Genomic DNA, 24530 nt, shown 5'->3' with positions numbered 1-24530 from the left:
GAATCGGGTCTCCTTTGTCTGTCTCGATGCGGCCGGTCTTGATGGGGCCTGCGATTGGGTTTGTCGGGGCTTACAGCGAGTCGGTGGAACGGGATGGCCGCAGCCAGGTTTCCGCGAAGTCGGCGGCGGGCAGGGGGCGGCCGAAATGGAAGCCCTGCGCTTCGCGGCAGCCGAGTGCCTGCAGGCTTGCGGCCTGGAGGGCGTCCTCGACGCCCTCGGCCAGCGGCGTGAGCCCGAGGTTCTGCGCCATGGCGATGATCGTGCGCACGATGCCGTGGTCGCTGCCGTCCTCGAACATGTCGCGCACGAAGGAGCGGTCGATCTTCAGCGTGTGCACCGGGAAGCGCTTGAGATACGACAGGGACGAATAGCCTGTGCCGAAGTCGTCGATGGAGAACGCGAAGCCTGCTTCCACCAGCGCCTGCATGACGTCCATGGCACAGCGCGGGTCGCGCATCATGCTCGATTCGGTGAGCTCGATCTCGAAGCGCGAAGGGGGCAGTGCCGCACCCTCGATGATCGCCAGCGCCCGCTCGGCAAAGTCCTTTTCGTCGATCTGGTGCGCGGAGATGTTGATGGCGACGCGGGGCGGCAGGGGTAACCCGGCGTCGCGCCATGCACACAGCTGGCGGCAGGCCTCGGCCAGCACCCATTCGCCCAGGCGCACCATCATGCCGCGTTCCTCGATGACGGGCAGGAAATCTGCCGGAGACACCCAGCCCCAGTCGGGGTCGTGCCAGCGCAGCAGCGCTTCGACGCCGGTGAGCGTGCCGTCGGCCAGCGAAACCTTGGGCTGGTAGTGCAGTTGCAGGCAGCCGTTGTGCAGTGCCTGGCCGAAGCGCTGCACCAGCTCGAGGTCGCGGCGCAGGCGCTCGCCCATCTCCGGGCTGTAGAAGCGGTGGCCGCCGCCGGCGCTCTTGGCGCGGTACATGGCGATGTCGGCATGCTTGATCAGGTTCTGCACGCTGGTGGCGTCGTCCGGATAGACCGCGATGCCGATGCTGGCGCCAAGCGGGAAATCGATGCCGCGCACGCCGACGGGCTTGCGCATTTCCGCCAGCAGGCGGAGCGCGATGGCCTCCGCGCCCTGGCGGTCGGTGTCGTCGGCGACTACGACGAATTCGTCGCCGCCGAGCCGGGCCAGCAACTCGTCTTGGCGCACCGTGTCGCGGAATCGGCGGGCGACTTCGGCCAGCACCCGGTCGCCGGCCTGATGGCCCTGGGTGTCGTTGATCTCCTTGAAGCGGTCCAGGTCAATGAACAGCAGCGCCAGCGGATGGCCCTGCGCGCGTGCGAGCGCGAGTTTCTTCTTCAGGCTTTCGCGGAAGTAGCTGCGGTTCGGCAGTTCGGTCAGGGCGTCGTAGTAGGCGAGCTTTTCGATGCGGCCGTCGCTGCGCTTGCGCTCCGTGACATCCTGCACCGTGCCGATCGCCCAGTACAGCCGGCCTTCGGCGTCCTGGCAGAGTTCGGCACGTTCCTCGAGCCAGCGCGTTTCGCCGTCGATCTCGATGCGGTGCTCGACCTGGTAGGGCTGGCCCTGGCGGGCGGTGTCCCAGGCGGCTTCGACACGTTCGCGGTCCTCGGGATGGACGCGTGCGAGGAAGTCAGCGTAGGTGACACGCGTGCCGACCGGGATGCCGAACAGGCGATAGGTTTCCTCCGACCATTCGAGCGCCTCGGGATCGGGGCCCTCCGGCTCGATGCGCCAGCTGCCGATGCGGGCGACGGCCTGCGCCTGGCGGAGCAGGGCTTCGCTGCGGGCGAGACGCTCTTCGGCCTGCAGGCGTAGCCATTCCTCGTGGCTGATCTCCTCGACCACCATCAGCACCCGGTCGCGCTCGTCGCCGAGACATACCCGCTTGAGCGTGATGCGGGCGCGGCTCTGCGTGCGGCGGCGCACGAGCTGCAGCGAGAAGATCCGGTCGCGTACCGCCGTCCCGCCGTGGAGGAGGGCACGAATCGCGGCGTCCAGGTCGTCGGCCCGCAGCACGTCGGCGAGCGGACGGTTGAGCGGCGGCGCGGTGTCCTCGCCGAGCAGGTCGAGGAAGCGGCGGTTGCACGACTCGATGGACAGTTCGGGCGAGAGCACGACGATGCCGTCGTGCATGCTGTCGAATACGAGTTCGGCGTAGTTCTTGAGGCCGAGGATGGTCTGGTCGCGCGCCTGGATGTAGGCGTCGATCGCCAGCCCCATGTCCAGCAGGACCACCTTGATGAAGGCTCGCATCGTGGCGATGAAGCCTTCGCGATCGTCGCCGAAGTGCTCGCAGATCGTCGGCAGCAGGCCGCTCAGGTACTTGGCGTAGGCACCCAGATACCACTCCGGCGCGAGGCCGACGCGCTGGTGGACGAGGCCTACGCGCAGGCGGTGCTCGAAGTAGTCGCGACCGTAGTTGCCTGCGGTCAGTCCCTGGAAATAGGCGGCCTGGGTGCGCTGCAACCGCGCCAGCCCCTCGCCGTCGGGCAACAGGCGCCGGGTCGCCTCGAATGCCTGCAGGTGGGCGTAGAAGCCGCGGGTGAAGTCGTCGGCGTGGAGATTCAGCGCGGCGTGGAGTCGGCGCAGATGGATCGCGTCGGATTCGTCAAAATCGAGGAATGCCTTGCGGCGGAGCATCTCGGCGTCGCCGAGCTCCAGCTCTCCCGCATTCGCATTCAGGCCTGCATCGTCGATCTTCACGTCGTTCGGCTCCTCGAGAGGGACGCACTGCATCCGCCGGTGGTGTAGGCGGGTGGTGGTGCATTGATTGCACCGCTTGCATCTCGCGTTCGGGGAGTCGGATCAGCCTTTACAAAGGCTTTTCTTGTTTGTGGCGAAGGACTATATACGAAGTGCGAATTTATAGTAATCGTCTATTCGAACGATATTTGTGGAATAAGGGCCCGGACTCGGCGGAAGCCGCCATGCGGGCGCGCGACGCATCGTTGCCTTCCGGCGGGGCAGCCGATCCTTGCCTTCGGCGCCGTATCATGTGGCGTACGCCTCAACTGCCCCGGAGACCGTGATGGACCTCGACGCCTACGTTCGCGCCTTGCCCAAGGCGGAGTTGCACCTGCACATCGAGGGCTCCCTCGAGCCCGAGATGATGTTCGAGCTGGCGCGCCGCAACGGCGTTGCGCTGCCGTGGGACAGTGTCGAGGCCACGCGCGCCGCCTATGCCTTCAGCGACCTGCAGAGCTTCCTCGACCTGTACTACGCGGGGGCGGCCGCGCTGATCCACGAGCGCGACTTCTTCGACCTGGCGATGGCCTACTTCGCGCGCGCGCGCGCGGACGGCGTGGTGCATGCCGAGCTGTTCTTCGACCCGCAGACCCATACCGCGCGCGGCATCGCCTTCGAGACCGTGCTCGACGGGCTGGAGCGCGCGTGTGGCGAGGCGCAGGTGCGCTGGGGCATAAGCTCGCGGCTGATCCTGTGCTTCCTGCGCCATCTCAGCGAGGAGGACGGCTTTGCCACGCTGCAGCAGGCGCTGCCGCATCTGGCACGCATTCACGGCGTCGGCCTGGATTCGTCCGAGAAGGGGCATCCGCCGAGCAAGTTCGCGCGCCTGTTCGCCCGCTGTCGCGAGCTGGGCCTGCACATCGTCGCCCACGCCGGCGAGGAGGGGCCGCCGGCCTACATCGTCGAGGCGCTGGATCTGCTCGGCGTCGAGCGCATCGACCACGGCGTGCGTGCGGCCGAAGACCCGGCGCTGATGGCCCGCCTGGCGCGCGAACAGGTGGCGCTGACGGTGTGTCCGCTGTCCAACGTGAAGCTCTGTGTCTTCCAGCGCCTGGAGCAGCACAGCCTGAAGCAGTTGCTCGACGCCGGGCTGAAGGTGACGATCAATTCCGACGACCCCGCCTACTTCGGCGGCTACATCGCGCAGAACTATGTCGACACCGCGCGGGCGCTGGGCTTGAGCCGGGCGGAGCTGAAGCGCATCGCGCGCAACAGCCTGGAAGCGAGCTTCGTGCCGGAGGCGCTGCGTCAGCCCTGGTTCGAGCGGCTGGACGCCATGCCGGCCTGAGCCGCGCCGGGGCGCTGCACTCAGAGGTGGGCGCGCACCCAGCGCACGATGTCGGCGGCACCCATTGCGCCGGCCTGGCGTGCGATTTCGCGTCCGCCGCGAAACAGCGCCAGTGTCGGGATGCTGCGAATGCCGAAGCGCGCGGCGATGGCCTGTTCCGCTTCGGTGTCGAGCTTCGCGAGCCGGACCTGGGGTTCGAGCTGGCGGGCGGCTTCGGCGAAGGCGGGCGCCATCATGCGGCAAGGGCCGCACCACGGGGCCCAGAAGTCCACCAGCACCGGGATGTCGTTGCGACCGACGTGACGGTCGAAGCTGCCGGCAGTCAGTTCCAGAGGTTCGGCGCGGAAGATCGGCTGCTTGCATTTGCCGCAGGCCGGCGCGTCGCTCAGGCGGTCGGCAGGAATGCGATTGACGGCATCGCAGTGGGGGCAGACGAGGTGGAGGGCGTCGCTCATGCCAGGGCTCCTTTGATCAGATTTTTCTTATATGCGGCCGCCGGCTGGCGATTCAAGGTGGCGTGCGAACCTTGGGGCCGATCGGTGTCCAATCGCCTGTCACCCTTCAGGAGCCCACGCCCATGAGTTCTCCCCGCATTGTCGTGATGGCCGGCAGCAGCCGGCGTGATGCGCTGTCGCGCAAGGTGGCCGCCGCATGTGTCGCTCCGCTGGAGGCGGCCGGGGCCGAAGTCGATCTGGTCGAGCTGGCTGACCACCCCGCGCCGCTCTACAACGGCGATCTCGAGGCGGAGTCGGGGCTGCCAGAGGGCATCGTTAGCCTGCAGCAGCGCCTCGCGGCCGCTGACGGGTTGCTGGTGGTGAATCCGGAGTACAACGGCTCGATCACCCCGCTGCTCAAGAACGCGCTCGACTGGTGCTCGCGGCCGAACCCGGCGGACCGTGCGCGCTCGGGCGGTGCGGTGTATGCGGGGCGCGCCGCGGCTGTGGTCGGCACCTCGCCGGGCGCGCTCGGCGGCATGCGCGTGCTGTTCCACGTGCGCGACATCCTCGGCTATCTGGGCCTGCAGGTGATTCCGCAGCAGCTCGCGATCGGCAAGGCGGGTGAGGCGGTCGGCGACGATGGGCGCCTGCGCGACCCGGCGCAGCGCGAGGCGCTCGACAAGCTGGCGCAGGCGCTGGTGGATACCGCGCGACGGCTGCGCAGCTGAGCCTGTTCAGTCGTCCTCGCCCGAGCGAGTCCGCATGGCGCGCACCAGGGCGCGAGCCTGGTTGAACACCTGCTCCGCCTGGGTGGGGTCGAAGTCGCTGGCATAGCGCTTCCTGACACCCTGCTCGTTGAGCAGCACATGCTGCGTGGGCACGACGCTGCGCTGCGCCAGGCTGCTGCGGGTGCATTCGAGCACGCAACCGTCGAGGGCGAGGATCGGCCGGCCCGACTGCGCGATCTTCACCAGATGCGGCACGTTGCCGCCCACCCCGGCAATGCAGGACATCTCGGCCTCGCCCTCGCGGTCGAGCCGCAGCGCGACGTGGTTGGCCAGCTGCGCGGCGCTGGAGCAGCCGGAGCAGGCATAGACGAGCGGCAGGTCGGGGTGGCGGCCGGACATGGCGGGCGTTCCTGGCGAAGACTGAGCGGCGATTGTCGATCGTCCGTCGGTCCGTCGCCTTGGCCGGGATCAAGTGGCGCGATGGCTGCGGGACCGGCACGGCGCCGGCGGTAGAATCCGCGACTTCGCCCTAACCGCCGGATATCTTCCGTGAGCACCAGACGCAGCTTGTACCGCGGGGCCAACCCGGCCCGCGCCCAGAGCATCGCAGAGCTTCGGGCGATGGCCGTCCGCCGCCTGCCCAACTTCTGCCTCGAGTACCTTGAGGGTGGCGCCGACGACGAGATCACGCTGGCGCGCAATCGTCGTGCGCTGGACGAGATCCTGCTGCTGCCGCGCACCCTGGTCGATGTGTCGCGACGCACGCTGGCGGTGCCGCTGTTCGGCCAGGATATTGCGCTGCCGGCCATCATCGCGCCGACCGGCTTCAACGGCCTGCTGACGCACGAGGGCGACCGCGTGCTGGCCGAGGTGGCGCGCGAGGCCGGCATTCCGCTGTGCCAGAGCATGGTGTCGACCGTGGCGCTGGAGGAGGTGGCGGCGACCGGCGTGCGCCACTGGATGCAGATCTATCCGTTCAAGGACCGCGCCAACCTCGCGTCGGTGGTCAAGCGTGCCGAGCGTGCCGGCAGCGAGGCGATCGTGCTGACGACCGACGCCTCGGTGTTCGGCAACCGCGAGTGGGACCGGCGCAACTACCGCGCGCCGATGAAGCTCAGCCTCGCCAATCTGCTCGACGTCGCGCTGCACCCGCGCTGGGTGTTCGACGTGCTGGTGCCGCACGGCGTGCCGCGCTTTCGCAACCTGGGCGATTTTCTGCCGCCGGGCATGGACAGTGCGAAGAACGCAGCCGCCTTTCTCGCGACGCAGATGGATACCTCGCTGACCTGGGACGACGTGCGCTGGCTGCGCGACCTATGGCCGCGCATGTTGCTGGTGAAGGGGGTGGTGCTGCCCGAGGATGCGCTGCGGGCGCGCGAGGCGGGGGCGGACGGCGTGATCGTGACCAACCACGGGGGTCGTCAACTCGACACCTGCCCGGCGCCGGTCGAGATGCTGGCCGCGGTGCGCGAGGCCGTCGGGCCCGGCATGACCGTGATCGTCGACAGCGGATTCCGCCGCGGCAGCGATTTCGTCAAGGCGCGCGCACTGGGCGCCGATGCGGCCTTGTCGGGACGTGCGACCCTGTACGGTCTGGCAGCGGCCGGCCACGCAGGGGCGGCGCGGGCGGTGGAGATCCTGCGCAGCGAGATGGAGCGCACGCTCGGCCTGATCGGTTGCGCGCAGATGCGCGAGGTCGACGGATGCTTCGTCAGTGCGCCGCCGGCGATCCGCGACGCGCGTGTGCTCAGGTCGTCCAGATGACCGGGGTTTCTTCCTTCAGCGAGGCTTCCATCATGTCGAGCAGCGGCCACGCACGCTGGGCGAGCCCGACCGGAGCCGCCATGCCGCTGCGGCCGGCTTCGCGATCGGCCGCTTCGTCGTCGGCCGAACGCTGGCGCTCCAGTTCGGCCTGACGCGCGCGGTCCTCCTCGATGGCTGCGCGCAGGCGGGCGATGGCGCCGGGCAGCTGCTCGACGGTGACGATGCCCTGCGTATCGGCCGGATCCTTGCCGATCAGGGCGACGAGTTTCTTCGCCGGCTCGCCCAGCATCAGCACGTCGGCGCTGGCCGCAGACTTGAAGGTGTAAAGCATGCGTGTCTCCTTGACGGTTTGTGGGCTTACAGCCCCTTGACCGCGTAGATGCCCGGTGCGTTGCGCCAGTAGCCCTTGTAGTCCATGCCGCAGCCGAACAGGAAGCGGTCGGCGATGTCGAGCCCGCTGAAGTCGGCGCGCATTCCCGGGGATGCCTTGCGGTCGTGAAGCTTGTGCACCAGCACCGCCGACAGCACCTCGGCGGCGCCTTCTTCCTTCAGGTGCTCGATGATGGCCTTCAGGGTGTGGCCTTCGTCGAGGATGTCGTCCAGCACCAGCACGGTACGGTCGCGCAGGTCCTGCGTGGGGCGCACGCGCCAGTCGAGCAGGGTGCCCTGCAGCGCATGCCCATAGCGCGTGGCGTGCAGGTAGGCGACTTCGAGCGGGAAGGGCAGGCGCGGCAGGATGCGGCCGGCAAAGATGAGGCCGCCGTTCATCACCGCATACACGAGGGGGTTGCGGTCGGCGAGGCGGGCGGTAATGGCTTCGGCCATGCTGTCGAGCGCCGCCTCCACGGTGGCGTCGTCAGCGAGGCAGTCGGCCTCGTCCATGGCGCGTTTGATCTGTTCGAGGTCTTGGGACATGTCGATGGCCGCGGGCCGGACGCCCTGCGCGTGTTCGGGCCCGCCATTTTAGCGCCTAACGCCGCGCGGAATTTGCGGCTTGTGCGCTTGTGCGCGGGACATCGGCGCGGTAAAAGAGGCGCTCATCGTCCCCTCGCCCGGAATCCGCCATGCCCATCCACGAAATCCGCCATCCGCTCGTGCGCCACAAGATCGGCCTGATGCGCGAGGCTGACATCAGCACCAAGAAATTCCGCGAACTGACTGCCGAGATCGCGCGCCTGCTGGCCTACGAGGCATGCAAGGATTTCCCGCTGGAAACAATCGAGATCCAGGGCTGGGCCGGACCGGTGGAGATCGAGCAGATCAAGGGCAAGAAGGTCACCGTGGTGCCGATCCTGCGCGCCGGGCTGGGCATGCTCGACGGCGTCCTCGACATGGTGCCGAGCGCCAAGGTGAGCGTGGTTGGGATCGCCCGCGACGAGGAGACCTTGCAGCCCGAGCCGTATTTCGAGAAGTTCGTTGGTCAGCTCGGCGAACGCATGGCCTTGATCATCGACCCGATGCTGGCCACCGGTGGCTCGATGGTGGCGACGGTCGACATGCTCAAGCGCAAGGGCTGCACCCAGGTGCGCGCGCTGGTGCTGGTGGCGGCGCCGGAAGGGATCGCGCTGATGAACGAGAGGCACCCCGACGTCGAGATCTTCACCGCCAGCATCGACAGCCACCTCAACGAGCACGGCTACATCATTCCCGGACTCGGCGACGCGGGCGACAAGATCTTCGGCACCCGCCACAACTGAGCTGCGGCACGCGGCGGCGTGCCATCCCCTTTCCTAAAACGACAATGCCCCGCCGGCCGCGGCCGGTGCCGAGGGGCGGAGAACGACCATGCGTGAAATCCCGATCCAGTCGCCCGATCCGTTGTGGCGCCAGGCGATCTCCGGAGCCCAGATCCTGTTCGTCGCCTTCGGCGCGCTGGTGCTGGTGCCCCTGCTGACCGGCCTCAACCCGAGCCTGGCCCTGCTCGGTGCGGGCGTCGGCACCTTGCTGTTCCAGCTTGTTACCGGGCGCCAGGTGCCGATCTTCCTCGGCTCCAGCTTCGCCTTCATCGCGCCGATCATCTTCAGCATCCAGACCTGGGGCGTGCCGGCAACGATGGGGGCGCTGGCCTGCGTGTCAGTGATGTATTTCCTCTTTGCCGGCCTGGTATGGAAGCACGGCGCCGAAATCGTGCACCGCTACATGCCGCCGGTCGTGGTCGGGCCGATCATCATGATCATCGGCCTGTCGCTGGCTGCGGTCGGGGTCAACATGGCGATGGGGCGCAGCGGTGACGGCAAGATCGAGCTCGTACCCTACGCCACCGCGCTGACGGTGGCGGCGATCGCCTTCGGCACCACGGTGATGGTGGCGGTATTCGCGCGCGGTTTCTTCAAGCTGGTGCCGATCCTGGCCGGCGTGGCCGCGGGTTACTTCGCGGCGATCCTGTTCGGCCTGGTCGACTTCGGCAAGGTGGCCGAGGCGCCATGGTTCTCGATGCCGACCTTCGTCGCTCCGAGCTTCGAGCTGGCGGCGATCCTGTTCATGCTGCCGGTGGCGCTGGCTCCGGCGATCGAGCACGTCGGCGACGTGCTGGCGATCGGCGGCGTGACGGGCAAGGACTACACCGAGAAACCGGGCCTGCACCGCACGCTGGCGGGCGACGGGCTGGGCGTGCTGTTCGCCGGCATGGTCGGCGGTCCGCCGATCACCACCTACTCGGAAGTGACCGGCGCGGTGACGCTGACCAGGAACTACAACCCGGCGATCATGACCTGGGCCGCGGTGCTTGCGATCATCCTGGCCTTCTTCGGCAAGTTCAATGCGCTACTGGCGACGATTCCGGTGCCGGTGATGGGCGGCATCATGATGCTGATGTTCGGCTCGGTGGCCAGCATCGGCCTGAACACGCTGATCAAGGCGCGGGTCGATCTGGACGAGCCGCGCAATCTCGTGATCGTGTCTGCGGTGCTGGTGATGGGGATCGGCGGCCTGGCACTGAACTTCGACGGCCTGACCCTGCAGGGCGTGAGCCTGTGCGGTGTGGTCGCCGTGCTGCTCAACCTCGTGCTGCCCGCTGCGAAATCGCGCGGCTGAGTACGCCGAGCAGCCGTCCCAGCACGGGGGCGGCCATGGGCAGCAGCGCCGCCAGCGGGCGGCCGCGGGCCTGGCGCAGCAGCAGCCAGCCGACCCAGGCGCGCCTGGCCAGGCGCAGGGTGAGGCGGGGTTTGAGCGCCAGAACGGTCAGCACACCAATCGACAGCAGCGGTGCCTTTTCCTTTGCCCAGGCGAGGTGCTCGCGCGCGGCATCGATGCGATCGAGCGTTGCATCGATGCCGCGCAGGCGATAAGTCATGTCGTCGCGCTGTGTTTCGGCGCGAAGCTGCAGGCGCTGCTTGCGCAGGGCGATCTCGACGAGTCTTGGGTCCATTTCAGGCCGGCCGGCGATGGTCACTCACGCGGCTTCAACGCATCGCGATCGCGCGCGAGTTCCGCGAGGCTGGCGGCAAACAGGCGGCTGCCGCGCTTGAACTCGCGCGCCGCGTTGCTGGCCGCAAGCAGTCCTCCGCCAAGGCATACCGCGGTCGAGATGCCGAGCGCGATCAGACGGTGCTCCTCCCAGAACAGCACGGTAAGGAACACCATCAGGAAGACCAGGCCGAAGCCCAGCAGCAGCCCGCACAGCACGATGTTGATCGCGAGTCCGGACAGGCGCAGCTTCTCTTCCTGAAGCTCGAGCGCCAGCAACTCGAGCCGCGTCTGCACCGTCTGCAGGCCGGCATCGACGATGCCGTGCAGACTGTCGGCCAGACGCGGCTTCGGTTCGGCAGCCATCTGCGGGATCAGCGACGGCCGGCGAGCAGGCCGAGCAGGAAGGCGACGCCGGCGGCGACGCCCAGCGATTGCCACGGATGCTCATGCACGTAATCGTCGGTGGCGCGCGCGGCCTTCTTCCCAGAGTCGATAATCGCGGCTTCCGCTTCCGAGATGCGCTCCTTGGCAGCGGCGAGGCGCTCGCCCATGCGGCCGCGGACATCGACGAGCTTGTCGCCGGTCTGGCCTGCGGTCAGCTTCAGCAACTCTTCCGCGTCGGCGATGATGGCCTTGAGGTCGCCAACCAGCTTGTCTTTCGGGGGGGTGGTGGTCGTGCTCATGATGAGTCTCCTTCTTCCGGCATGACAAATGGACTACTGCCTTACTGACACAAGGCTAACCCCCTGTGTTCCCGAAGGCAATGCGCGATCGGTAACAAAGCGCGGCCTCGCGCGGGCTTCGCGAGATGCTTGCGATGGCGCGCAGGCGCGACGCCCGGCTGCCAGGGTCGGGGAACGCAATCGGATGTCGTGCGATTTTCTGTCAGGCAATCCCGGTATAGTCGGAACAACCCGGAGGTCATTGGCGCCGCCTGCACGCAAAGTGCCGCGGCAGGGCGAGCCGGGCCGACGAACGTACGCCCTGATCTCGATGAATACACGCAACGAAACGACCGCCCCGCCTGTCGCCTTCCTCCCCGGCTACCTTTGCCGCACCTATGCCTGGGCCTATCTGAGCCCGCGAACGATGCCCTGGCTCGACCGCATGCCCGTCGTCTCCGCGATCCTGTGGGGCAACGCGGGGCGGCTGATGCGCTGGACTGTCGACCGGTTCGCGCCGGGCGACAGTGTGTTGCAGGCTGCGTGCGTGTATGGCGCGCTGTCGCCGATGCTCGCGCGTCGCGTCGGTGTTGGCGGGCGGCTCGACGTCCGGGATGTGGCGCCCATCCAGATTGCCAACGTGCGACGCAAGCTTGCGGGCCTGCCGCAGGCGCGGGCCGAGGTCTTCGATCTGGTGGAGCCGCTGGATGAGCGCTTTGACGGAGTGTGCTGCTTCTTTCTGCTGCACGAAGTGCCCGAGCCGGAGCGCCGCCGCATCGTCGCCAACCTGCTCGCCGCAGTGAAGCCGGGCGGTCGCGCGGTGTTCGTCGACTACCACCGCCCGCGCCGCGGCCATCTGCTGGCGCCGGTCATGGCGGTGGTGTTCCGCTGGCTCGAACCGTTTGCCGAGTCCTTGCTGGACGTGCCGCTCGAAACCCTCGCGGCCGAGGCGCGCGATTTCGACTGGCACAAGGAAACCCGCTTCGGCGGCCTGTACCAGCTCGTCGTCGCGACCCGGCGCTGAGGCGGTCGCCCTACAGCTGCCAGTCGTAGTCCACGGTCAGCGGCGCGTGGTCGGAGAAGCGCTGCGCCTTATAGACGGCGGCGGTGACCGCGGTGCTGGCGATCTCGGGCGTGGCGATCTGGTAGTCCAACCGCCAGCCGACGTTCTTCGCCCAGGCCTGGCCGCGGTTCGACCACCACGTGTAGCAGTCGTCGGTTGCATCCGGGTACAGGCGGCGATACACGTCGATCCAGCCCTGCTCGTCGAACAGCCTGCTGAGCCAGGCGCGTTCATCGGGCAGGAAGCCGGAGTTCTTCTGGTTCGATTTCCAGTTCTTCAGGTCGATCTCGCGGTGGGCGATGTTCCAGTCGCCGCACACGACGACCTCCTGTCCGCTTTCGAACAGCGCGGCCATATGCGGCAGGAAGCGCTCCATGAAACCAAACTTGATCTGAAGGCGCTCCTCGGAGCTGGAGCCGGACGGCAGGTACAGGGACACCACCGACAGGCGCCCGAAGTCGAGCTGCAGGAATCGGCCCTCGGCGTCGATATCGGCGAATCCCAGCCCTTCGACCACACGGTCGGGCGCGTGCCGGCTGTAGATGCCGACGCCGCTGTAGCCCTTCTTCTCGGCGTGGTGGAACCAGCCCTTCATGCCAGCGGGCTCTCGCATTTCCGCACTCAGGTCGCCAGCCTGCGCCTTCAGTTCCTGCAGGCAGACGACGTCGGCCTGTTGTTCGGGAAGCCAGTCCAGCAGGCCCTTGCTGACGGCTGACCGGATGCCGTTGAGGTTGAGGGAGATGATGCGTAACATGGGGGTTTTCCAGAAATGCTGCGCTGCAGCCGGAGAGCCGTGGATTTTAGCCGGGATTTCATCGCCCTCGCCTGCCGCAAGGGTGTGCTGCGCTTCGGCGCATTCGTCACCAAGGCGGGACGCAATTCGCCCTATTTCTTCAACGCGGGGCTGTTCGATGACGGCGCATCATTCCGCGAGCTGTGCGGCTACTATGCGCGTGCGATCCGGGCCTCGAGCGTGGCCTGCGACATGCTGTTCGGGCCGGCCTACAAGGGCATTCCGCTGGTCGCCGGCACGGCCATCCGCCTGGCGGAGGAAGGTATCGACCTGCCGTTCGCCTTCAACCGCAAGGAAGCCAAGGACCACGGCGAAGGCGGCACGCTGATCGGCGCGCCGCTACGCGGCAGGGTGCTGATTCTCGACGACGTGATCTCAGCAGGCACTTCAGTGCGCGAGTCGGTCGAGATCATCCGTGCGGCCGGCGCTACCCCCGCGGGTGTCGTGATTGCTCTCGATCGCATGGAGCGTGGCAAGGGCGAGTTGTCCGCGGTGCAGGAGGTGCGTGAGAATTACGGCATTCCGGTGATCGCGGTCGCCACCCTCGAGGACCTGATCGCCTATCTCGCAGACAGTCCGGACCTCGCCGCCAACCTTGACGCGGTGCAGACCTATCGGGAGCGTTATGGGATTGCGTCGCGCTGAACTCTGGTCCCTGTCGGGTGTGCTGCTGCTGGCGCTGTGGGCGCCAGAGGCCGCGTTCGCCCAGGCACCGCGTGCACGCACGATCTACTGCTGCGATGTCGGTGGGCAGCCGGTCTGCGGCGACATCCTGCCCGAGGTCTGCTACGGCCGTGCGTACCGCGAGGTGAGCCCGTCGGGGCTGGTGCGTCGCGTCGTTCCAGCACCGCTCTCTGCCGACGAGATCGCCCGCCGCAATGCCGAGGAGCGCCAGCGCCGCCTCGACGAAGTGGCGCGCATGAAGCAGCAGCGCCTCGATGAAGCCCTGCTCGAAACCTACCGCAGCGTCGAGGACCTCGATAGCCGCCGTGATCGCGAAGTCGCGGATCTCGACCGCACCATCCACACGCTGCGCGAGCGTGAAACCGCGCTGTTGCTGCAGCAGAAGGAGCTCATCGAGAGGGGCGCAGGCTACCCCGAAGGCCGCATGCCGGCCGACCTCGAGAACGACATTCGTAGCCTTGATGGCGAGATCGTCGCCCAGCGCAGCATCATCGACGCCAAGATGCGCGAGCGCAGCGCGGTACTCGACCGCTTCGAGGAAGATCGCAGGCGCTACCTAATCCTCAACGCGCCCGAAGGTCGCTGAGCGAGGCATGAGCCTGCCAGTGCATCACCTGCGTGTGAGGCGTTGCGCATGATCGGCGACCCCGTGCTCGATCGCGTGGCCTCGCTGCTGGGGCGTGCGCGGCGCATCCTGTTCATCACCGGCGCCGGGATTTCTGCGGATTCGGGCCTGCCGACCTATCGCGGCATCGGCGGCCTTTACCACGACCGGCTCACGGCCGAAGGGCTGACGATCGAGGAGGCGCTGTCGGGCGAGATGATGGCGCTGCGCCCCGACATCGCCTGGCGCTACATCGCCGAGATCGAGGCCAATTGCCGCGGCGCCCGACCGAACGCGGCACATCGCCTGATCGCCGCGCTCGAGCAGGAAAAACCGATGGTATGCGTGCTGACGCAGAACGTCGACGGCCTGCATGCCGATGCCGGATCGCGCAACCTGATCGAGATCCACGGCACGGTCCATAGGCTGCGCTGCAATGACTGTCCGCATGGACGCAAGGTGCCGGATTACGCCGGCCTGCAGATTCCGCCCGAATGCCCGCGTTGCGGCGGCGTCATGCGTCCTGATGTCGTGCTGTTTGGCGAGCCGTTGCCGCCGCGCGCCATCGAGCGTCTCGAACACGTACTGCAGGACGGTGTCGACCTGGTCGTCTCCATCGGCACGACCAGCGTGTTTCCCTATATCGCGGGGCCGGTCGTGTGGGCCGCGCGCGCCGGCGTGCCGAGCGTCGAGATCAATCCCGGCGACACCGAAGTCAGCCATATCGTCGATCATCGTCTGCGCCTCGGGGCTGCCGAGGCGATGGCGGAGCTGTGGCAGCGCATCCATCCGCACGAACCGGCCGAGGACTGAGCCCCGCCCGCAGCGGGCGCCGGATGTGACGCGGGCCGGAGGGCTTACGCCGCTCCGGCCCGCGCCGCGCGTTTCTGCCGCTTACAGCAGCACGCGTTCGATGCCGCCGCTGTTGGCCTTGCTGACGTAGTCCGGCAGCCAGTTCTCGCCCAGCAGGTGCTTGGCCAGCTCCACGACGATGTAGTCGGGCTCGATGCCGCCGGCGTCGTTGGCGTAGCGGTGCATGCCCTGCAGGCAGCTCGGGCAGGAGGTCAGCATCTTGACCTTGGCGTTCGGGTCGTCGCCACGCAGCTTGGCCGCACCCTTCTCGATCTCCTCCTGCTTGCGGAAGCGCACCTGGGTTGAGATGTCGGGGCGCGCGACCGCGAGCGTGCCCGACTCGCCGCAGCAGCGATCGGAGAGGTCGACGCGCGTGCCCATCAGCTCGTTGGCGACCTTGATGCCCGAATGCACCTTCATCGGCGTATGGCAGGGCTCGTGGTACATGTACTTCACGCCATTCACGCCCTCGAGCCTGACACCTTTCTCCATCAGGTACTCGTGGATGTCGAGCAGGCGGCAGCCGGGGAAGATCTTCTCGAATTCGTACTTTTGCAACTGGTCCATGCAGGTGCCGCAGGACACGATCACGGTCTTGATGTCGAGATAGTTCAGCGTATTGGCGACACGGTGGAAGAGCACACGGTTGTCGGTGGTGATCTTCTGGCCCTTGTCCTCCTCGCCGGCCGCGGTCTGCGGATAGCCGCAGCACAGGTAGCCCGGTGGCAGCACGGTCTGCGTGCCGACGTGGTAGAGCATGGCCTGGGTCGCCAGGCCGACCTGACTGAACAGGCGCTCGGAGCCGCAGCCCGGGAAGTAGAACACTGCTTCCGAATCGCCGTTGGCCTTCTGCGGGTCGCGGATCACCGGGATGACCTTGTCGTCCTCGATGTCCAGAAGCGCGCGGCTGGTCTTCTTGGGCAGGTTGCCCGGCATCGGCTTGTTGATGAAGTGGATCACCTGCGCCTTGATCGGCGCCTTGCCGAGCGTGGCCGGCGGCGTCTTCACCTGCGGCTGGATGAGGCCGAACTTCTTCGCCATCTCGTGCGCCCAGCGCTGCGCCTTGTAGCCCCAGTCCATCATGCCGACGCGCATCGCCTTGATGGTCGCCGGGTCCTTGATGGTGAGGAAAGCCATTGCCGCGGCCTTGCCCGGGTTGAAGGACTTCTTGCCCTGTTTGCGCAGCAGGTTGCGCATCTTGATCGACACGTCGCCGAAGTCGATGTCCACCGGACAGGGTTTCTCGCACTTGTGGCAGATCGTGCAATGGTCGGCCACGTCCTCGAACTCTGCCCAGTGCGCCAGCGACACGCCGCGGCGGGTCTGCTCCTCGTACAGGAAGGCTTCGATCAGCAGCGAGGTGCTGAGGATCTTGTTGCGCGGCGAATACAGCAGGTTGGCGCGCGGCACGTGGGTGGAGCACACCGGCTTGCACTTGCCGCAGCGCAGGCAGTCCTTGATGTCGTGGGCGATGTCGCCGACGTCGGTCTGCTCCATGATGATGGACTCGTGGCCCATCAGGTTGAAGCTGGGGGTGTAGGCGTTGTCGAGGTTGCCCTTGATCGGGCCATTGCGCATCAGCTTGCCGCGGTTGAAGCGGCCCTCGGGGTCGACCTTGGCCTTGTAGGCCCAGAACGCGCCCATCTCCTCGTCGGTGAGGTAGTCGAGCTTGGTGATGCCGATGCCGTGTTCGCCGGAGATCACGCCGTTCAGGCTGCGCGCCAGCGCCATGATGCGGTCGACTGCGCGGTTGGCGGTCTGCAGCATCTCGTAGTGGTCGGAGTTGACCGGCAGGTTGGTATGCACGTTGCCGTCGCCGGCGTGCATGTGCAGCGCGACGAAGACGCGGCCGCGCAGGATCTCGCGATGGATTTCGGTGATGCGCGCGAGGATGCGGGCGAACAGGGCGCCGTCGAAGGTCTGCTCGAGCAGCGGGCGCAGTTCGGTCTTCCACGACACGCGGATCGAGTAGTCCTGCAGGCGGTGGAACAGCGTTGGGTTGGCGGCGCGGTTGGAGAGTTCGCCTGCCTCGATGCCGTGCTCGGCGAAGTGCTGCTCGGCCTCGGCAAGCGGCGTGTCGAGGTTATCGAGCAGCCACTGCCAGCGCCGGCGCACCTTGGCGACCTGTTCCAGCGCTTGGGCGCGGTGGTCGGCGAGCAGCGTGTCGCGATCTACCTCCGCGTCCTTGACGTCGAGTGGCAGTTCGCCGCTCAGGAACTCGGTCAGGGCGTCGCACAGCTGGATCTTGTTCTGCGTCGACAATTCGATGTTGATGCGCTCGATGCCGTCGCAGTACTCGCCCATGCGCGGCAGCGGGATCACCACGTCCTCGTTGATCTTGAACGCGTTGGTGTGGCGCGAGATGGCCGCGGTGCGGCTGCGCTCCAGCCAGAAGCGCTTGCGCTGCTCGGGGCTGACGGCGATGAAGCCTTCGGCGCCGCGGCTGTTGGTCATGCGCACGACCTCGGAGGCAGCACTCATCACCGCGTTTTCGTCGAAGCCGACGATGTCGCCGATCAGCACCATCTTGGGCCGGCCGTGGCGCTTGGCCTTGGTGGCGTAGCCGACCGCCTTCACGTAGCGCTCGTCAAGGTGCTCGAGGCCGGCCAGCAGCACGCCGGCGGTATTGCCGGCACCGCCCGGCTTGAAGTAGTCGGTGATCTCGACGATGGCCGGCACCGCCTCGCGTACCTGGCCGAAGAACTCCAGGCAGACGGTACGTGTGATCGGCGGCATCTTGTGCAGCACCCAGCGTGCGGCCACGATGAGGCCATCCGTGCCTTCCTTCTGCACGCCGGGAATGCCGCCGAGGAACTTGTCGGTGACGTCCTTGCCCAGGCCATCCTTGCGACAGTGCGCGCCAGGCATCGACAGGACTTCCTCGCCCAGCGGCTTGTAGGTCAGGCCGTCGAAGCGGCGCAGGCGGAACCGCGCGGTGTGCTGCTCGTGGATCTTGCCGAAGTTGTGGTCGAGGCGATCGACCTCCAGCCAGTTGCCGTCGGGCGTGACCATCTTCCACCACGCCAGGTTGTCGAGCGCGGTGCCCCACAGCACGGCCTTCTTGCCGCCGGCATTCATGGCGATGTTGCCGCCGACACAGGAGGCGCTGGCCGAGGTCGGGTCGACCGCGAACACACGGCCGGCCAGCCCTGCGGCTTCGGATACGCGCTCGGTGACGACGCCCGCGCCGGTACGGATTGTGGCGTAGGGCGTGGCCATCGGCTTGCCGTCGGCGTCGGGCAGGGTCAGCTCCTCGACCGAGCCGATGTCGATCAGCTTCTCTGTGTTGATCACCACCGAGTTGGCGTCGAGCGGCACGGCGCCGCCGGTGTAGCCGGTGCCGCCGCCGCGCGGGATGATCGTCAGCCCGAGCGTGATGCATTCGCGCACCAGCGGCGCCATTTCGTCCTCGGTGTCGGGGTAGAGGACGACGAAGGGGTATTCGACGCGCCAGTCGGTGGCATCGGTGACGTGGGACACGCGGGCGTGGCCGTCGAAGCAGATGTTGTCGCGGCGGGTATGGCGCGACAGCGCCTTCAGCACCGACCTGCGCCGACGTGCCGTAGCGTCGAACCAGGCCTCGAAGCTGGACACGGCCTCGCGAGCGCGCGCGATCAGCAGTGCGACGCGGTCATTGCCCTGACGGCGCTTCTCGATCTCGTTCAGGCGGTGGTTGAGTGCGCCGATCAGCGCCTCGCGCCGCTCGCGGCTGTCCAGCAGGTCGTCTTCGAGGTAAGGGTTGCGGCGTACGACCCAGATGTCGCCGAGCACTTCGTACAGCATGCGCGCCGAGCGCCCGGTAACGCGCTCTTCGCGCAGTTCGTCCAGCACTGCCCAGGCTTCGTCGCCGAGCAGGCGCATGACGATCTCGCGGTCCGAGAACGAGGTGTAGTTGTACGGAATTTCGCGCAGACGTTGGGTCATCGGGATACCGGGTTAACAGCTGCAGGGGAGCATGCGATTTTAGCGAACCGCAGTGCACCATGCACCAAAAACAAGACCTTATGCCTCATGGGGCTTAGGTTTCCAGGTTGCGGGCCATCGTCGGGACGGCGTGTGGCGGAAACTGAATGGTGGCGTTTCGGGCCCGTCAGCAGGCGGCCGTCAGCGCAATCTCGATGCGCCAGCCCGGGTCGACCAGCCCGGCCACCTTCACGCAGGCGCGGGATGGCGCACTGCCGGGTGGCAGCCAGGCCTCCCACACCGTGTTCATGCCGGTGACGTCGGCGAGGTCGGTGAGGTAGATGGTCGCCATCAGGATGCGCGAGCGGTCGCTGCCATGCGCCTCGAGCTGGCGCGCGATGCTCTCGAGCACTTCCCGCGTCTGGCGGGTGATATCGCCGTCGGAGCTGGCCGGGACCTCGACGAGATGGATCACGCCGTTGTGGATGACGGCGTCGGCGTAGCGGGTGCTGACGCCATGGCGTTCGATTGCGGACATGCGTGTTCCTTGATGATCAAGTCCCGAGTATAGGCCAGCGCTGCCGGAGACGCGGCGCAACTCAGTTCAGCGCCCAGGCGAGGACCAGATAGCGCGCGCCTTTGCCGATCGCCATCCAGACCAGGCAGGCGAACCAGTTGAGGCGCAGCAGCCCGGCGGCAGCGCACAGGCCGTCGCCGACGACCGGCAACCAGGACAGCAGCAGACTTGCGCTGCCGTAGCGCCGCACCAGCTCAAGGCGGGGCGGTAGTTCCTTGCGCGGCAGCAGGCGGCCGAGTGCATAGGTGCTCATGCCCCCAGCGGTGTTGCCCAGCGTGGCGAGTACAAGTGCCGGGAGTGCAAGTTCCGGGCGTACCACCAGCAGTCCAGCGAACGCGGCTTCCGAGCCGCCGGGGAGCAGGGTCGCGGCGAGGAAGGCGGAAACAAGCAGCGACCCAAGGAGGATCAGATCCGTCTCAGGCATCGGCTGTGGCATCCCGGAGTGGGTTGTGAAAATACGAAATGCATAAATGTTTGACTTCAAAAAATGCAAAAAGAATAATTGCAGCGCGCCGATGCGCACATTAAAGGAGATTTTCCATGAAGAAGCTCGTTCCAGCCCTCGCCGCCGGCCTCGCCCTGCTCGTCATGAATCCGGTCGATGCCCAGGCCAATCCCCAGCACGAGCGCATGAAGCGCTGCAACGCCGAGGCGAAGGAGCAGGCGTTGAAGGGGGATGAACGCAAGGCGTTCATGAGCACCTGCCTCAAGGGCAAGCACGACCCGGCAGCCGTCGCCGGCCAGCAGGCGGCTGCGCCTGCAAGCGCGGGGCAGCCGATCAAGGCAGCCACGGTGCCGTCGCCGACGGCGGGTAACGAGGCTGCAGCGAAGGGCGCTACTGCAGGCAAGGGAAGCCAGGTCGCGCAGGCGGGGGCGCCGGCCGACAAGTCCGACAAGACGAAGGCGTGCAACCAGGCCGCCGTCGAGCAGTCGCTGAGCGGCGCGAAGCGCAAGGCTTTCGTGGCCGATTGCGTGAAGGGGTGATTCAGGTGTCCGCCGACGACGCCCGTGCCGAATGCGACGGGCCGTCGGTGGATGTCAGACGAGATCGAAGAACACCAGGTCGCGTTCGATCTCGTCGGCGGAGAAACCGCAGCCGAGGCGACCTGGGCCGCTTAGCACCATGCGCTCCTGCCGGACCAGGCGTTCGCCGCCGCCTTCGATCGAGACAAAGGTACCGTTGGTGCTCTCGTCGATGAGCGTGAAACCCTCGCGGCGGCGTTCGATGCGGGCATGCTGGCGCGACGCGCGCGGGTCCATGATCACGATGTCGTTGCCGAGCTCGCGACCGAGGAGCAGCACCGGGCGCTGTTCCTCGACGAAGAGAATGTCCTGCTGATGGCGCAGGCGCAGGCGTTGCGACAGACGTGAAGTGGGCGGAATGGACGTCACCATGCCGGCGCGCTGGCCAATCGCGAACACGGGCCACGCAAGGGCCTCGAGGGCAGGACTCTTGAGTGGCTGGGTGCCGGCGACATGGCGTGCGGCCGGGGTCAGCAGCATCACGACGGTGCCGGTTGCAAGCGCCTGTTCGGATTCGGCCACGCCCGCCAGGCGGCGCGCGACGTCGATACCTTCGCCCGAGGCCGTTGCCGTGTCGACGATGCCGTAGTGCAGGCCGATGCGTACCGGTTGGCGCATGCCGCTGAGCGCAGGCAGGCTGCGGATGCGGTCGAGCATTTCGCTGGCAGCGAGCACGCCGGCATCACAGCGCTCGAAACAGGCCAGCAGGCTGCCGTCCTGCATGGCCAGGACTTCGCCGTTGTGTGCCGCAACCGCGCGTTCGATGCGGTTCAGGCAGCGTTCGGTTGCGTGCTTGGCTTCGGTGGCCCCCAGGCGCGTGACGAAACCGTCGTCACCCACGGCAGTGGCGAAGAGTACGCAGATGTTCTTACGGTCGGCCATTTGGCATGTACAGGTCGGGGGCGGGTGGGCTTAGCGGTGCATGATGTTCAAATGCAGGGTGCCGTGCAAGTCCTTCATGATCGCATCCTACTGGCGGTCGATGTCGAGCGACGACAGGAACTGGACGGCCTGGGCGGCGGGCTTGGGCAACTCGACAGGGTCGAATGCGGTGTCGCCTTCCTCCACCTTGGTCTGCTGCGTCAGTCCGACGAAGTCGAACAGGCGGGGATCGGCCAGGTGGGACGGCACGATGTTCTTCAGCGACGTGGCCAGTGATTCGATGCGCCCCGGGAATTCGCGCGACCAGCTCTGCAACATGGCCTTGATCTGCTTGCGCTGCGCATTCTCCTGCGAGCCGCACAGGTTGCAGGGGATGATGGGGAAATCCATTGCGCGGGCGAAGCGCGCGATGTCGGCCTCGGTGCAGTAGGCCAGAGGACGGATCACGACATGGTTGCCGTCGTCGCTGACCAGCTTGGGCGGCATGGCCTTGATCTTGCCCCCGAAGAACATGTTCAGGAACAGGGTCTCGAGGATGTCGTCACGATGGTGGCCGAGGGCGATGCGGGTCGCGCCGATCTCCTTGGCCGTGCGGTAGATGATGCCGCGACGCAGGCGCGAGCACAGCGAGCAGGTGGTCTTGCCCTCGGGGATCTTGTCCTTGACGATCGAGTAGGTGTCCTCGGTGACGATGCGGTACTCGACGCCGATCGATTCGAAGTAGGCGGGCAGGATGTGATCGGGGAACCCTGGCTGCTTCTGGTCGAGGTTCATCGCCACGATGCGGAAGTTCACCGGCGCGCGTTCGCGCAGCGCGAGCAGGCAGGACAGCAGGGTGTAGGAGTCCTTGCCGCCGGAGATGCAGACCATCACCGTGTCGCCGTCGCCGATCATGTTGTAGTCGCCGATGGCCTCGCCGACGCTGCGCTCGAGCTTCTTCTTCAGGCGCAGGAAGGTGTTGGAGTGGCGGACTTCGACCTCATCTTCCGCAGCGGGGGCGAGGGTTTCAAGCGGGGCGGGGGCTGCACTCACGGGGTCGGCTCGGTCGGCGAAAAAAAGCGCCGAATTATACACTTGGCGCTGGCCGCCCGGGTTCACAGGTGGGCGCTGCGGCCGCCATCGACGGCGATGATCTGGCCTGTGATATAGGGAGCATCGAACATCAGGAAGCGCACCGTGCGCGCGATGTCGGCCGCCGAGCCGATGCGCTTGAGCAGGGTGTGGTCGATGATCTGCTGGCGCTCTTCGGCCGAGAACTGCTCGTCCTCGGGCCAGTCGATCGGGCCGGGCGAAACGCCATTGACGCGCGCTTCGGGGGCCAGTTCGATGGCCAGCGCGCGGGTCAGCCCCGCCAGTCCGGCCTTGGCTGCGCTGTACAGCGGGTAGCGCTGCAGCGGGCGCTCGGCGTGGATGTCGACAATGTTCACGATCGCGCCGTGGCGCTGCCGGAGCGTGGGCGCCAGGGCCTGCGACAGGAACAGCGGCCCCATCAGGTTCGAACCCATCAGGTCGTCCCAGGCGGCGTGGTCGATGCGGCCGACCGGCGTGGGGAAGAAGCTGGAGGCGTTGTTGACCAGGCCGTCGATGCGGCCGAAACGCCGCAGCGCGGCTGCGGCCACCTCCTCGGCAACGCCGGCGCGGCCGAGGTCGCCGCCGACGGTGAAGGCCGAATCGGCGCGGAGTGCATTGAGCGCGGCTGCCAGCGCTTCGGCTTCGCCCGCGCTGTTGCGGTAGTGCAGCGCGAGCCGGGCGCCGGTGGCGTGGAGCTGGCGCGCGATCTCGGCGCCGACGCGGCGCGCGGCGCCGGTTACGAGAATGACGGGGGCGTCGTTCGGGTCGGGAATCATCATCGTCGCTGCAGGTGTCATTGATCGTCGTGGTCGCGGCGCGAGCATGGCGGATTCGGCTTGCCGTTACAATCGCGGGCTTCTTTCTGCCGCGAGCCTGCGCCATGACTTCGCTACCCCAGCCCTCCGCCGATGCGCTCGCCCAGAGCGCGCACCTGCTTGCGCTCGTCGAGGCCGACATCGACGAAGCGGGGGGCTGGATCTCGTTCGCCCGCTACATGGAACGCGTGCTGTATGCGCCGGGCCTCGGGTATTACAGCGGCGGTGCGCGAAAGTTCGGCCCCGGCGGCGATTTCATCACCGCGCCCGAGCTCACGCCGCTGTTCGGCCAGGCGCTCGCCGCCCAGGTCGAGCAGGTGATGTGGGCGAGCGCGCCGCAGTTGATCGAAGTCGGCGCCGGCACCGGGCTGCTCGCGACCGACCTGCTGCTCGAGCTCGAGCGCCGTGGCTGCCTGCCCGACGAGTACGGCATCCTCGAACTGTCGGGCGAACTGCGCGCACGCCAGTTCGATACGCTGGCGCAGAAGGCGCCGCACCTGGCCGCCCGCGTGCGCTGGCTCGACGAGCTGCCCGCACAGTTCAGTGGTGCGGTGGTGGCCAACGAAGTGCTGGACGTGATGCCGGTGCACCTGCTGGTGTCGCGTGCGGACGGACTGTTCGAGCGCGGCGTCAGCCTGGTGGAGAATGGGGCCGGCGGGCGCCGCCTGTGCTGGGCCGACGTGCCGGCAGAGGGCGCCGTGCGCGACGCCGCGCTCGCGCTGGACCTGCCCGCGCCGGCGGGCGGCGAATACGTCACCGAGCTCAACCTTGCCGGGCGCGCCTGGGTGTCGGCTTGGGCGGAGCGGCTGGAACGGGGCGCGATGTTACTGATCGACTACGGTTATCCGCGTGTCGAGTACTACCTGCCGTCGCGCTCGAATGGCACCCTGCTGTGTTACTACCGTCACCATGCCCACGGCGACCCCTTCCTGTGGCCGGGCCTCAACGACATCACCGCCTTCGTCGATTTCACCGCCGTGGCCGAGGCCGCTTTCGACGCCGGGCTGGACGTGCATGGCTACACCACGCAGGCGCAGTTCCTGTTCAACTGCGGCGTGCTCGAATGTCTGGCGCGGCGCGGCCCGCAGGAAAGCGCCGACTACATTCGCGCCGCGCGCGCGGTGCAGCGCCTGACCGCGCCGCAGGAGATGGGCGAACTGTTCAAGGTGCTGGCGGTCGGGCGCGGCATTGACGGGCCGTTGCTCGGCTTCGTGCGCGGCGATCGCCTGCACGGGCTCTGAGCCCGTCCGGCGGTGG

General features: G+C 67.3%; 26 protein-coding genes. 11 read left to right on the top strand and 15 right to left on the bottom strand.

Going from position 1 to position 24530, the window contains the following annotated elements; translation table 11 throughout:
• Positions 1-70: 70 nt before the first annotated feature.
• Entirely contained in the window at positions 71-2677 is a 2607-nt protein-coding gene (locus CGK74_RS03345; protein ID WP_165770034.1) for an EAL domain-containing protein, read from the bottom strand.
• A gap of 325 nt (positions 2678-3002) precedes the next feature.
• On the opposite strand from CGK74_RS03345, the gene CGK74_RS03340 reads away from it, so the two are divergent.
• Positions 3003-4007: an adenosine deaminase gene (locus CGK74_RS03340; RefSeq protein ID WP_094267086.1), complete on the top strand. Its 1005-nt coding sequence runs from the start codon at positions 3003-3005 to the stop codon at positions 4005-4007.
• A gap of 20 nt (positions 4008-4027) precedes the next feature.
• Here CGK74_RS03340 and trxC read toward each other — a convergent pair whose 3' ends face one another.
• Positions 4028-4462, bottom strand: a complete 435-nt coding sequence (gene trxC / locus CGK74_RS03335) for a thioredoxin TrxC (protein ID WP_094267085.1) — start codon at positions 4460-4462, stop codon at positions 4028-4030.
• Between the two features lie 122 nt (positions 4463-4584).
• Here trxC and CGK74_RS03330 point away from each other — a divergent pair, with 122 nt between their 5' ends.
• Complete coding sequence (locus CGK74_RS03330) at positions 4585-5172, top strand: NADPH-dependent FMN reductase (RefSeq protein ID WP_094267084.1); 588 nt, start codon at positions 4585-4587, stop codon at positions 5170-5172.
• Positions 5173-5178: 6 nt separating this feature from the next.
• Here CGK74_RS03330 and CGK74_RS03325 read toward each other — a convergent pair whose 3' ends face one another.
• On the bottom strand, positions 5179-5571 hold the full coding sequence (locus CGK74_RS03325; protein ID WP_094267083.1) for a putative zinc-binding protein: 393 nt from the start codon (positions 5569-5571) through the stop codon (positions 5179-5181).
• A 150-nt stretch (positions 5572-5721) separates the two neighbouring features.
• On the opposite strand from CGK74_RS03325, the gene CGK74_RS03320 reads away from it, so the two are divergent.
• The gene (locus CGK74_RS03320; RefSeq protein WP_240498603.1) at positions 5722-6936 is read left to right on the top strand and encodes an alpha-hydroxy acid oxidase; all 1215 of its coding nucleotides are present in this window, start codon (positions 5722-5724) and stop codon (positions 6934-6936) included.
• On the opposite strand, the gene CGK74_RS03315 is transcribed toward CGK74_RS03320, so the two are convergent.
• Positions 6920-7267 (bottom strand): DUF1840 domain-containing protein, encoded by a 348-nt coding sequence (locus CGK74_RS03315; protein WP_094267081.1) that lies wholly within the window; start codon positions 7265-7267, stop codon positions 6920-6922. The genes CGK74_RS03320 and CGK74_RS03315 overlap by 17 nt on opposite strands.
• A 26-nt stretch (positions 7268-7293) precedes the next feature.
• Entirely contained in the window at positions 7294-7851 is a 558-nt protein-coding gene (locus CGK74_RS03310; protein WP_094267080.1) for a hypoxanthine-guanine phosphoribosyltransferase, read from the bottom strand.
• 149 nt (positions 7852-8000) lie between these two features.
• On the opposite strand from CGK74_RS03310, the gene upp reads away from it, so the two are divergent.
• Together upp and CGK74_RS03300 are read left to right on the top strand one after the other, a co-directional pair.
• A complete protein-coding gene (upp, locus tag CGK74_RS03305; protein ID WP_094267079.1) occupies positions 8001-8633 on the top strand; it encodes a uracil phosphoribosyltransferase in 633 nt (210 codons plus the stop codon).
• Positions 8634-8721: 88 nt separating this feature from the next.
• Entirely contained in the window at positions 8722-9969 is a 1248-nt protein-coding gene (locus CGK74_RS03300; protein WP_094267078.1) for a uracil-xanthine permease family protein, read from the top strand.
• Here CGK74_RS03300 and CGK74_RS03295 read toward each other — a convergent pair.
• From CGK74_RS03295 to CGK74_RS03285, 3 genes are read right to left on the bottom strand one after another with little or no spacing between them, the layout of a single operon-like run.
• Positions 9932-10303, bottom strand: a complete 372-nt coding sequence (locus CGK74_RS03295) for a YqjK family protein (protein WP_094267077.1) — start codon at positions 10301-10303, stop codon at positions 9932-9934. The genes CGK74_RS03300 and CGK74_RS03295 overlap by 38 nt on opposite strands.
• A 20-nt stretch (positions 10304-10323) precedes the next feature.
• Positions 10324-10707, bottom strand: coding sequence for a phage holin family protein (locus CGK74_RS03290; protein WP_094267076.1), 384 nt, complete (start codon positions 10705-10707; stop codon positions 10324-10326).
• 8 nt (positions 10708-10715) lie between these two features.
• Positions 10716-11027 (bottom strand): ElaB/YgaM/YqjD family protein, encoded by a 312-nt coding sequence (locus CGK74_RS03285; RefSeq protein ID WP_094267075.1) that lies wholly within the window; start codon positions 11025-11027, stop codon positions 10716-10718.
• A 310-nt stretch (positions 11028-11337) separates the two neighbouring features.
• On the opposite strand from CGK74_RS03285, the gene rquA reads away from it, so the two are divergent.
• Positions 11338-12030, top strand: coding sequence for a rhodoquinone biosynthesis methyltransferase RquA (rquA, locus tag CGK74_RS03280; RefSeq protein WP_094267074.1), 693 nt, complete (start codon positions 11338-11340; stop codon positions 12028-12030).
• Positions 12031-12040: 10 nt separating this feature from the next.
• Here rquA and CGK74_RS03275 read toward each other — a convergent pair whose 3' ends face one another.
• Entirely contained in the window at positions 12041-12823 is a 783-nt protein-coding gene (locus tag CGK74_RS03275) for an exodeoxyribonuclease III (RefSeq protein WP_094267073.1), read from the bottom strand.
• A 39-nt stretch (positions 12824-12862) separates the two neighbouring features.
• Here CGK74_RS03275 and pyrE point away from each other — a divergent pair, with 39 nt between their 5' ends.
• The 3 genes from pyrE to CGK74_RS03260 are packed head-to-tail and all read left to right on the top strand — an operon-like array spanning position 12863 to position 14963.
• Positions 12863-13507: an orotate phosphoribosyltransferase gene (gene pyrE, locus CGK74_RS03270; protein WP_094267072.1), complete on the top strand. Its 645-nt coding sequence runs from the start codon at positions 12863-12865 to the stop codon at positions 13505-13507.
• A complete protein-coding gene (locus CGK74_RS03265; RefSeq protein WP_240498602.1) occupies positions 13488-14132 on the top strand; it encodes a hypothetical protein in 645 nt (214 codons plus the stop codon). The genes pyrE and CGK74_RS03265 overlap by 20 nt, the downstream gene beginning before the upstream one ends.
• 48 nt (positions 14133-14180) lie before the next feature.
• Positions 14181-14963: an NAD-dependent deacylase gene (locus CGK74_RS03260; RefSeq protein ID WP_094267070.1), complete on the top strand. Its 783-nt coding sequence runs from the start codon at positions 14181-14183 to the stop codon at positions 14961-14963.
• A gap of 81 nt (positions 14964-15044) precedes the next feature.
• Here CGK74_RS03260 and CGK74_RS03255 read toward each other — a convergent pair whose 3' ends face one another.
• From CGK74_RS03255 to CGK74_RS03245, 3 genes are all read right to left on the bottom strand, one after another.
• Positions 15045-18926: a DUF3683 domain-containing protein gene (locus CGK74_RS03255; protein WP_094267069.1), complete on the bottom strand. Its 3882-nt coding sequence runs from the start codon at positions 18924-18926 to the stop codon at positions 15045-15047.
• A gap of 166 nt (positions 18927-19092) precedes the next feature.
• Positions 19093-19443, bottom strand: coding sequence for a RidA family protein (locus CGK74_RS03250; protein WP_094267068.1), 351 nt, complete (start codon positions 19441-19443; stop codon positions 19093-19095).
• Between the two features lie 61 nt (positions 19444-19504).
• Positions 19505-19906, bottom strand: a complete 402-nt coding sequence (locus CGK74_RS03245) for a YqaA family protein (protein WP_094267067.1) — start codon at positions 19904-19906, stop codon at positions 19505-19507.
• Between the two features lie 116 nt (positions 19907-20022).
• On the opposite strand from CGK74_RS03245, the gene CGK74_RS03240 reads away from it, so the two are divergent.
• The gene (locus CGK74_RS03240; protein WP_094267066.1) at positions 20023-20466 is read left to right on the top strand and encodes a PsiF family protein; all 444 of its coding nucleotides are present in this window, start codon (positions 20023-20025) and stop codon (positions 20464-20466) included.
• A 54-nt stretch (positions 20467-20520) separates the two neighbouring features.
• On the opposite strand, the gene CGK74_RS03235 is transcribed toward CGK74_RS03240, so the two are convergent.
• From CGK74_RS03235 to CGK74_RS03225, 3 genes are all read right to left on the bottom strand, one after another.
• The gene (locus CGK74_RS03235) at positions 20521-21387 is read right to left on the bottom strand and encodes an FHA domain-containing protein (protein ID WP_094267065.1); all 867 of its coding nucleotides are present in this window, start codon (positions 21385-21387) and stop codon (positions 20521-20523) included.
• An 87-nt stretch (positions 21388-21474) separates the two neighbouring features.
• Positions 21475-22419: a tRNA 2-thiocytidine(32) synthetase TtcA gene (ttcA, locus tag CGK74_RS03230; protein WP_094267428.1), complete on the bottom strand. Its 945-nt coding sequence runs from the start codon at positions 22417-22419 to the stop codon at positions 21475-21477.
• A gap of 62 nt (positions 22420-22481) precedes the next feature.
• Complete coding sequence (locus CGK74_RS03225) at positions 22482-23237, bottom strand: pteridine reductase (RefSeq protein ID WP_094267064.1); 756 nt, start codon at positions 23235-23237, stop codon at positions 22482-22484.
• A 101-nt stretch (positions 23238-23338) separates the two neighbouring features.
• On the opposite strand from CGK74_RS03225, the gene CGK74_RS03220 reads away from it, so the two are divergent.
• Complete coding sequence (locus CGK74_RS03220) at positions 23339-24514, top strand: class I SAM-dependent methyltransferase (RefSeq protein ID WP_094267063.1); 1176 nt, start codon at positions 23339-23341, stop codon at positions 24512-24514.
• The last annotated feature ends 16 nt before the right edge of the window (positions 24515-24530 follow it).

Source organism: Thauera propionica (genome assembly GCF_002245655.1).
Classification (GTDB): domain Bacteria; phylum Pseudomonadota; class Gammaproteobacteria; order Burkholderiales; family Rhodocyclaceae; genus Thauera; species Thauera propionica.
This window is presented reverse-complemented; position numbering and strand designations above follow the sequence as displayed.

Excerpts from the sequence above, each read along its gene's own strand:
- CGK74_RS03290 (WP_094267076.1), bottom strand. The coding sequence starts at position 10,707 with ATGGCTGCCGAACCGAAGCCGCGTCTGGCCGACAGTCTGCACGGCATC.
- CGK74_RS03340 (WP_094267086.1), top strand. The coding sequence starts at position 3,003 with ATGGACCTCGACGCCTACGTTCGCGCCTTGCCCAAGGCGGAGTTGCAC.
- CGK74_RS03245 (WP_094267067.1), bottom strand. The coding sequence starts at position 19,906 with ATGCCTGAGACGGATCTGATCCTCCTTGGGTCGCTGCTTGTTTCCGCC.
- CGK74_RS03225 (WP_094267064.1), bottom strand. The coding sequence starts at position 23,237 with ATGATGATTCCCGACCCGAACGACGCCCCCGTCATTCTCGTAACCGGC.
- CGK74_RS03220 (WP_094267063.1), top strand. The coding sequence starts at position 23,339 with ATGACTTCGCTACCCCAGCCCTCCGCCGATGCGCTCGCCCAGAGCGCG.
- CGK74_RS03315 (WP_094267081.1), bottom strand. The coding sequence starts at position 7,267 with ATGCTTTACACCTTCAAGTCTGCGGCCAGCGCCGACGTGCTGATGCTG.
- CGK74_RS03300 (WP_094267078.1), top strand. The coding sequence starts at position 8,722 with ATGCGTGAAATCCCGATCCAGTCGCCCGATCCGTTGTGGCGCCAGGCG.
- CGK74_RS03330 (WP_094267084.1), top strand. The coding sequence starts at position 4,585 with ATGAGTTCTCCCCGCATTGTCGTGATGGCCGGCAGCAGCCGGCGTGAT.
- CGK74_RS03240 (WP_094267066.1), top strand. The coding sequence starts at position 20,023 with ATGAAGAAGCTCGTTCCAGCCCTCGCCGCCGGCCTCGCCCTGCTCGTC.
- CGK74_RS03260 (WP_094267070.1), top strand. The coding sequence starts at position 14,181 with ATGATCGGCGACCCCGTGCTCGATCGCGTGGCCTCGCTGCTGGGGCGT.
- CGK74_RS03310 (WP_094267080.1), bottom strand. The coding sequence starts at position 7,851 with ATGTCCCAAGACCTCGAACAGATCAAACGCGCCATGGACGAGGCCGAC.
- trxC (WP_094267085.1), bottom strand. The coding sequence starts at position 4,462 with ATGAGCGACGCCCTCCACCTCGTCTGCCCCCACTGCGATGCCGTCAAT.
- rquA (WP_094267074.1), top strand. The coding sequence starts at position 11,338 with ATGAATACACGCAACGAAACGACCGCCCCGCCTGTCGCCTTCCTCCCC.
- CGK74_RS03275 (WP_094267073.1), bottom strand. The coding sequence starts at position 12,823 with ATGTTACGCATCATCTCCCTCAACCTCAACGGCATCCGGTCAGCCGTC.
- CGK74_RS03250 (WP_094267068.1), bottom strand. The coding sequence starts at position 19,443 with ATGTCCGCAATCGAACGCCATGGCGTCAGCACCCGCTACGCCGACGCC.
- CGK74_RS03235 (WP_094267065.1), bottom strand. The coding sequence starts at position 21,387 with ATGGCCGACCGTAAGAACATCTGCGTACTCTTCGCCACTGCCGTGGGT.
- CGK74_RS03265 (WP_240498602.1), top strand. The coding sequence starts at position 13,488 with ATGGGATTGCGTCGCGCTGAACTCTGGTCCCTGTCGGGTGTGCTGCTG.
- CGK74_RS03255 (WP_094267069.1), bottom strand. The coding sequence starts at position 18,926 with ATGACCCAACGTCTGCGCGAAATTCCGTACAACTACACCTCGTTCTCG.
- upp (WP_094267079.1), top strand. The coding sequence starts at position 8,001 with ATGCCCATCCACGAAATCCGCCATCCGCTCGTGCGCCACAAGATCGGC.
- CGK74_RS03295 (WP_094267077.1), bottom strand. The coding sequence starts at position 10,303 with ATGGACCCAAGACTCGTCGAGATCGCCCTGCGCAAGCAGCGCCTGCAG.
- CGK74_RS03325 (WP_094267083.1), bottom strand. The coding sequence starts at position 5,571 with ATGTCCGGCCGCCACCCCGACCTGCCGCTCGTCTATGCCTGCTCCGGC.
- CGK74_RS03285 (WP_094267075.1), bottom strand. The coding sequence starts at position 11,027 with ATGAGCACGACCACCACCCCCCCGAAAGACAAGCTGGTTGGCGACCTC.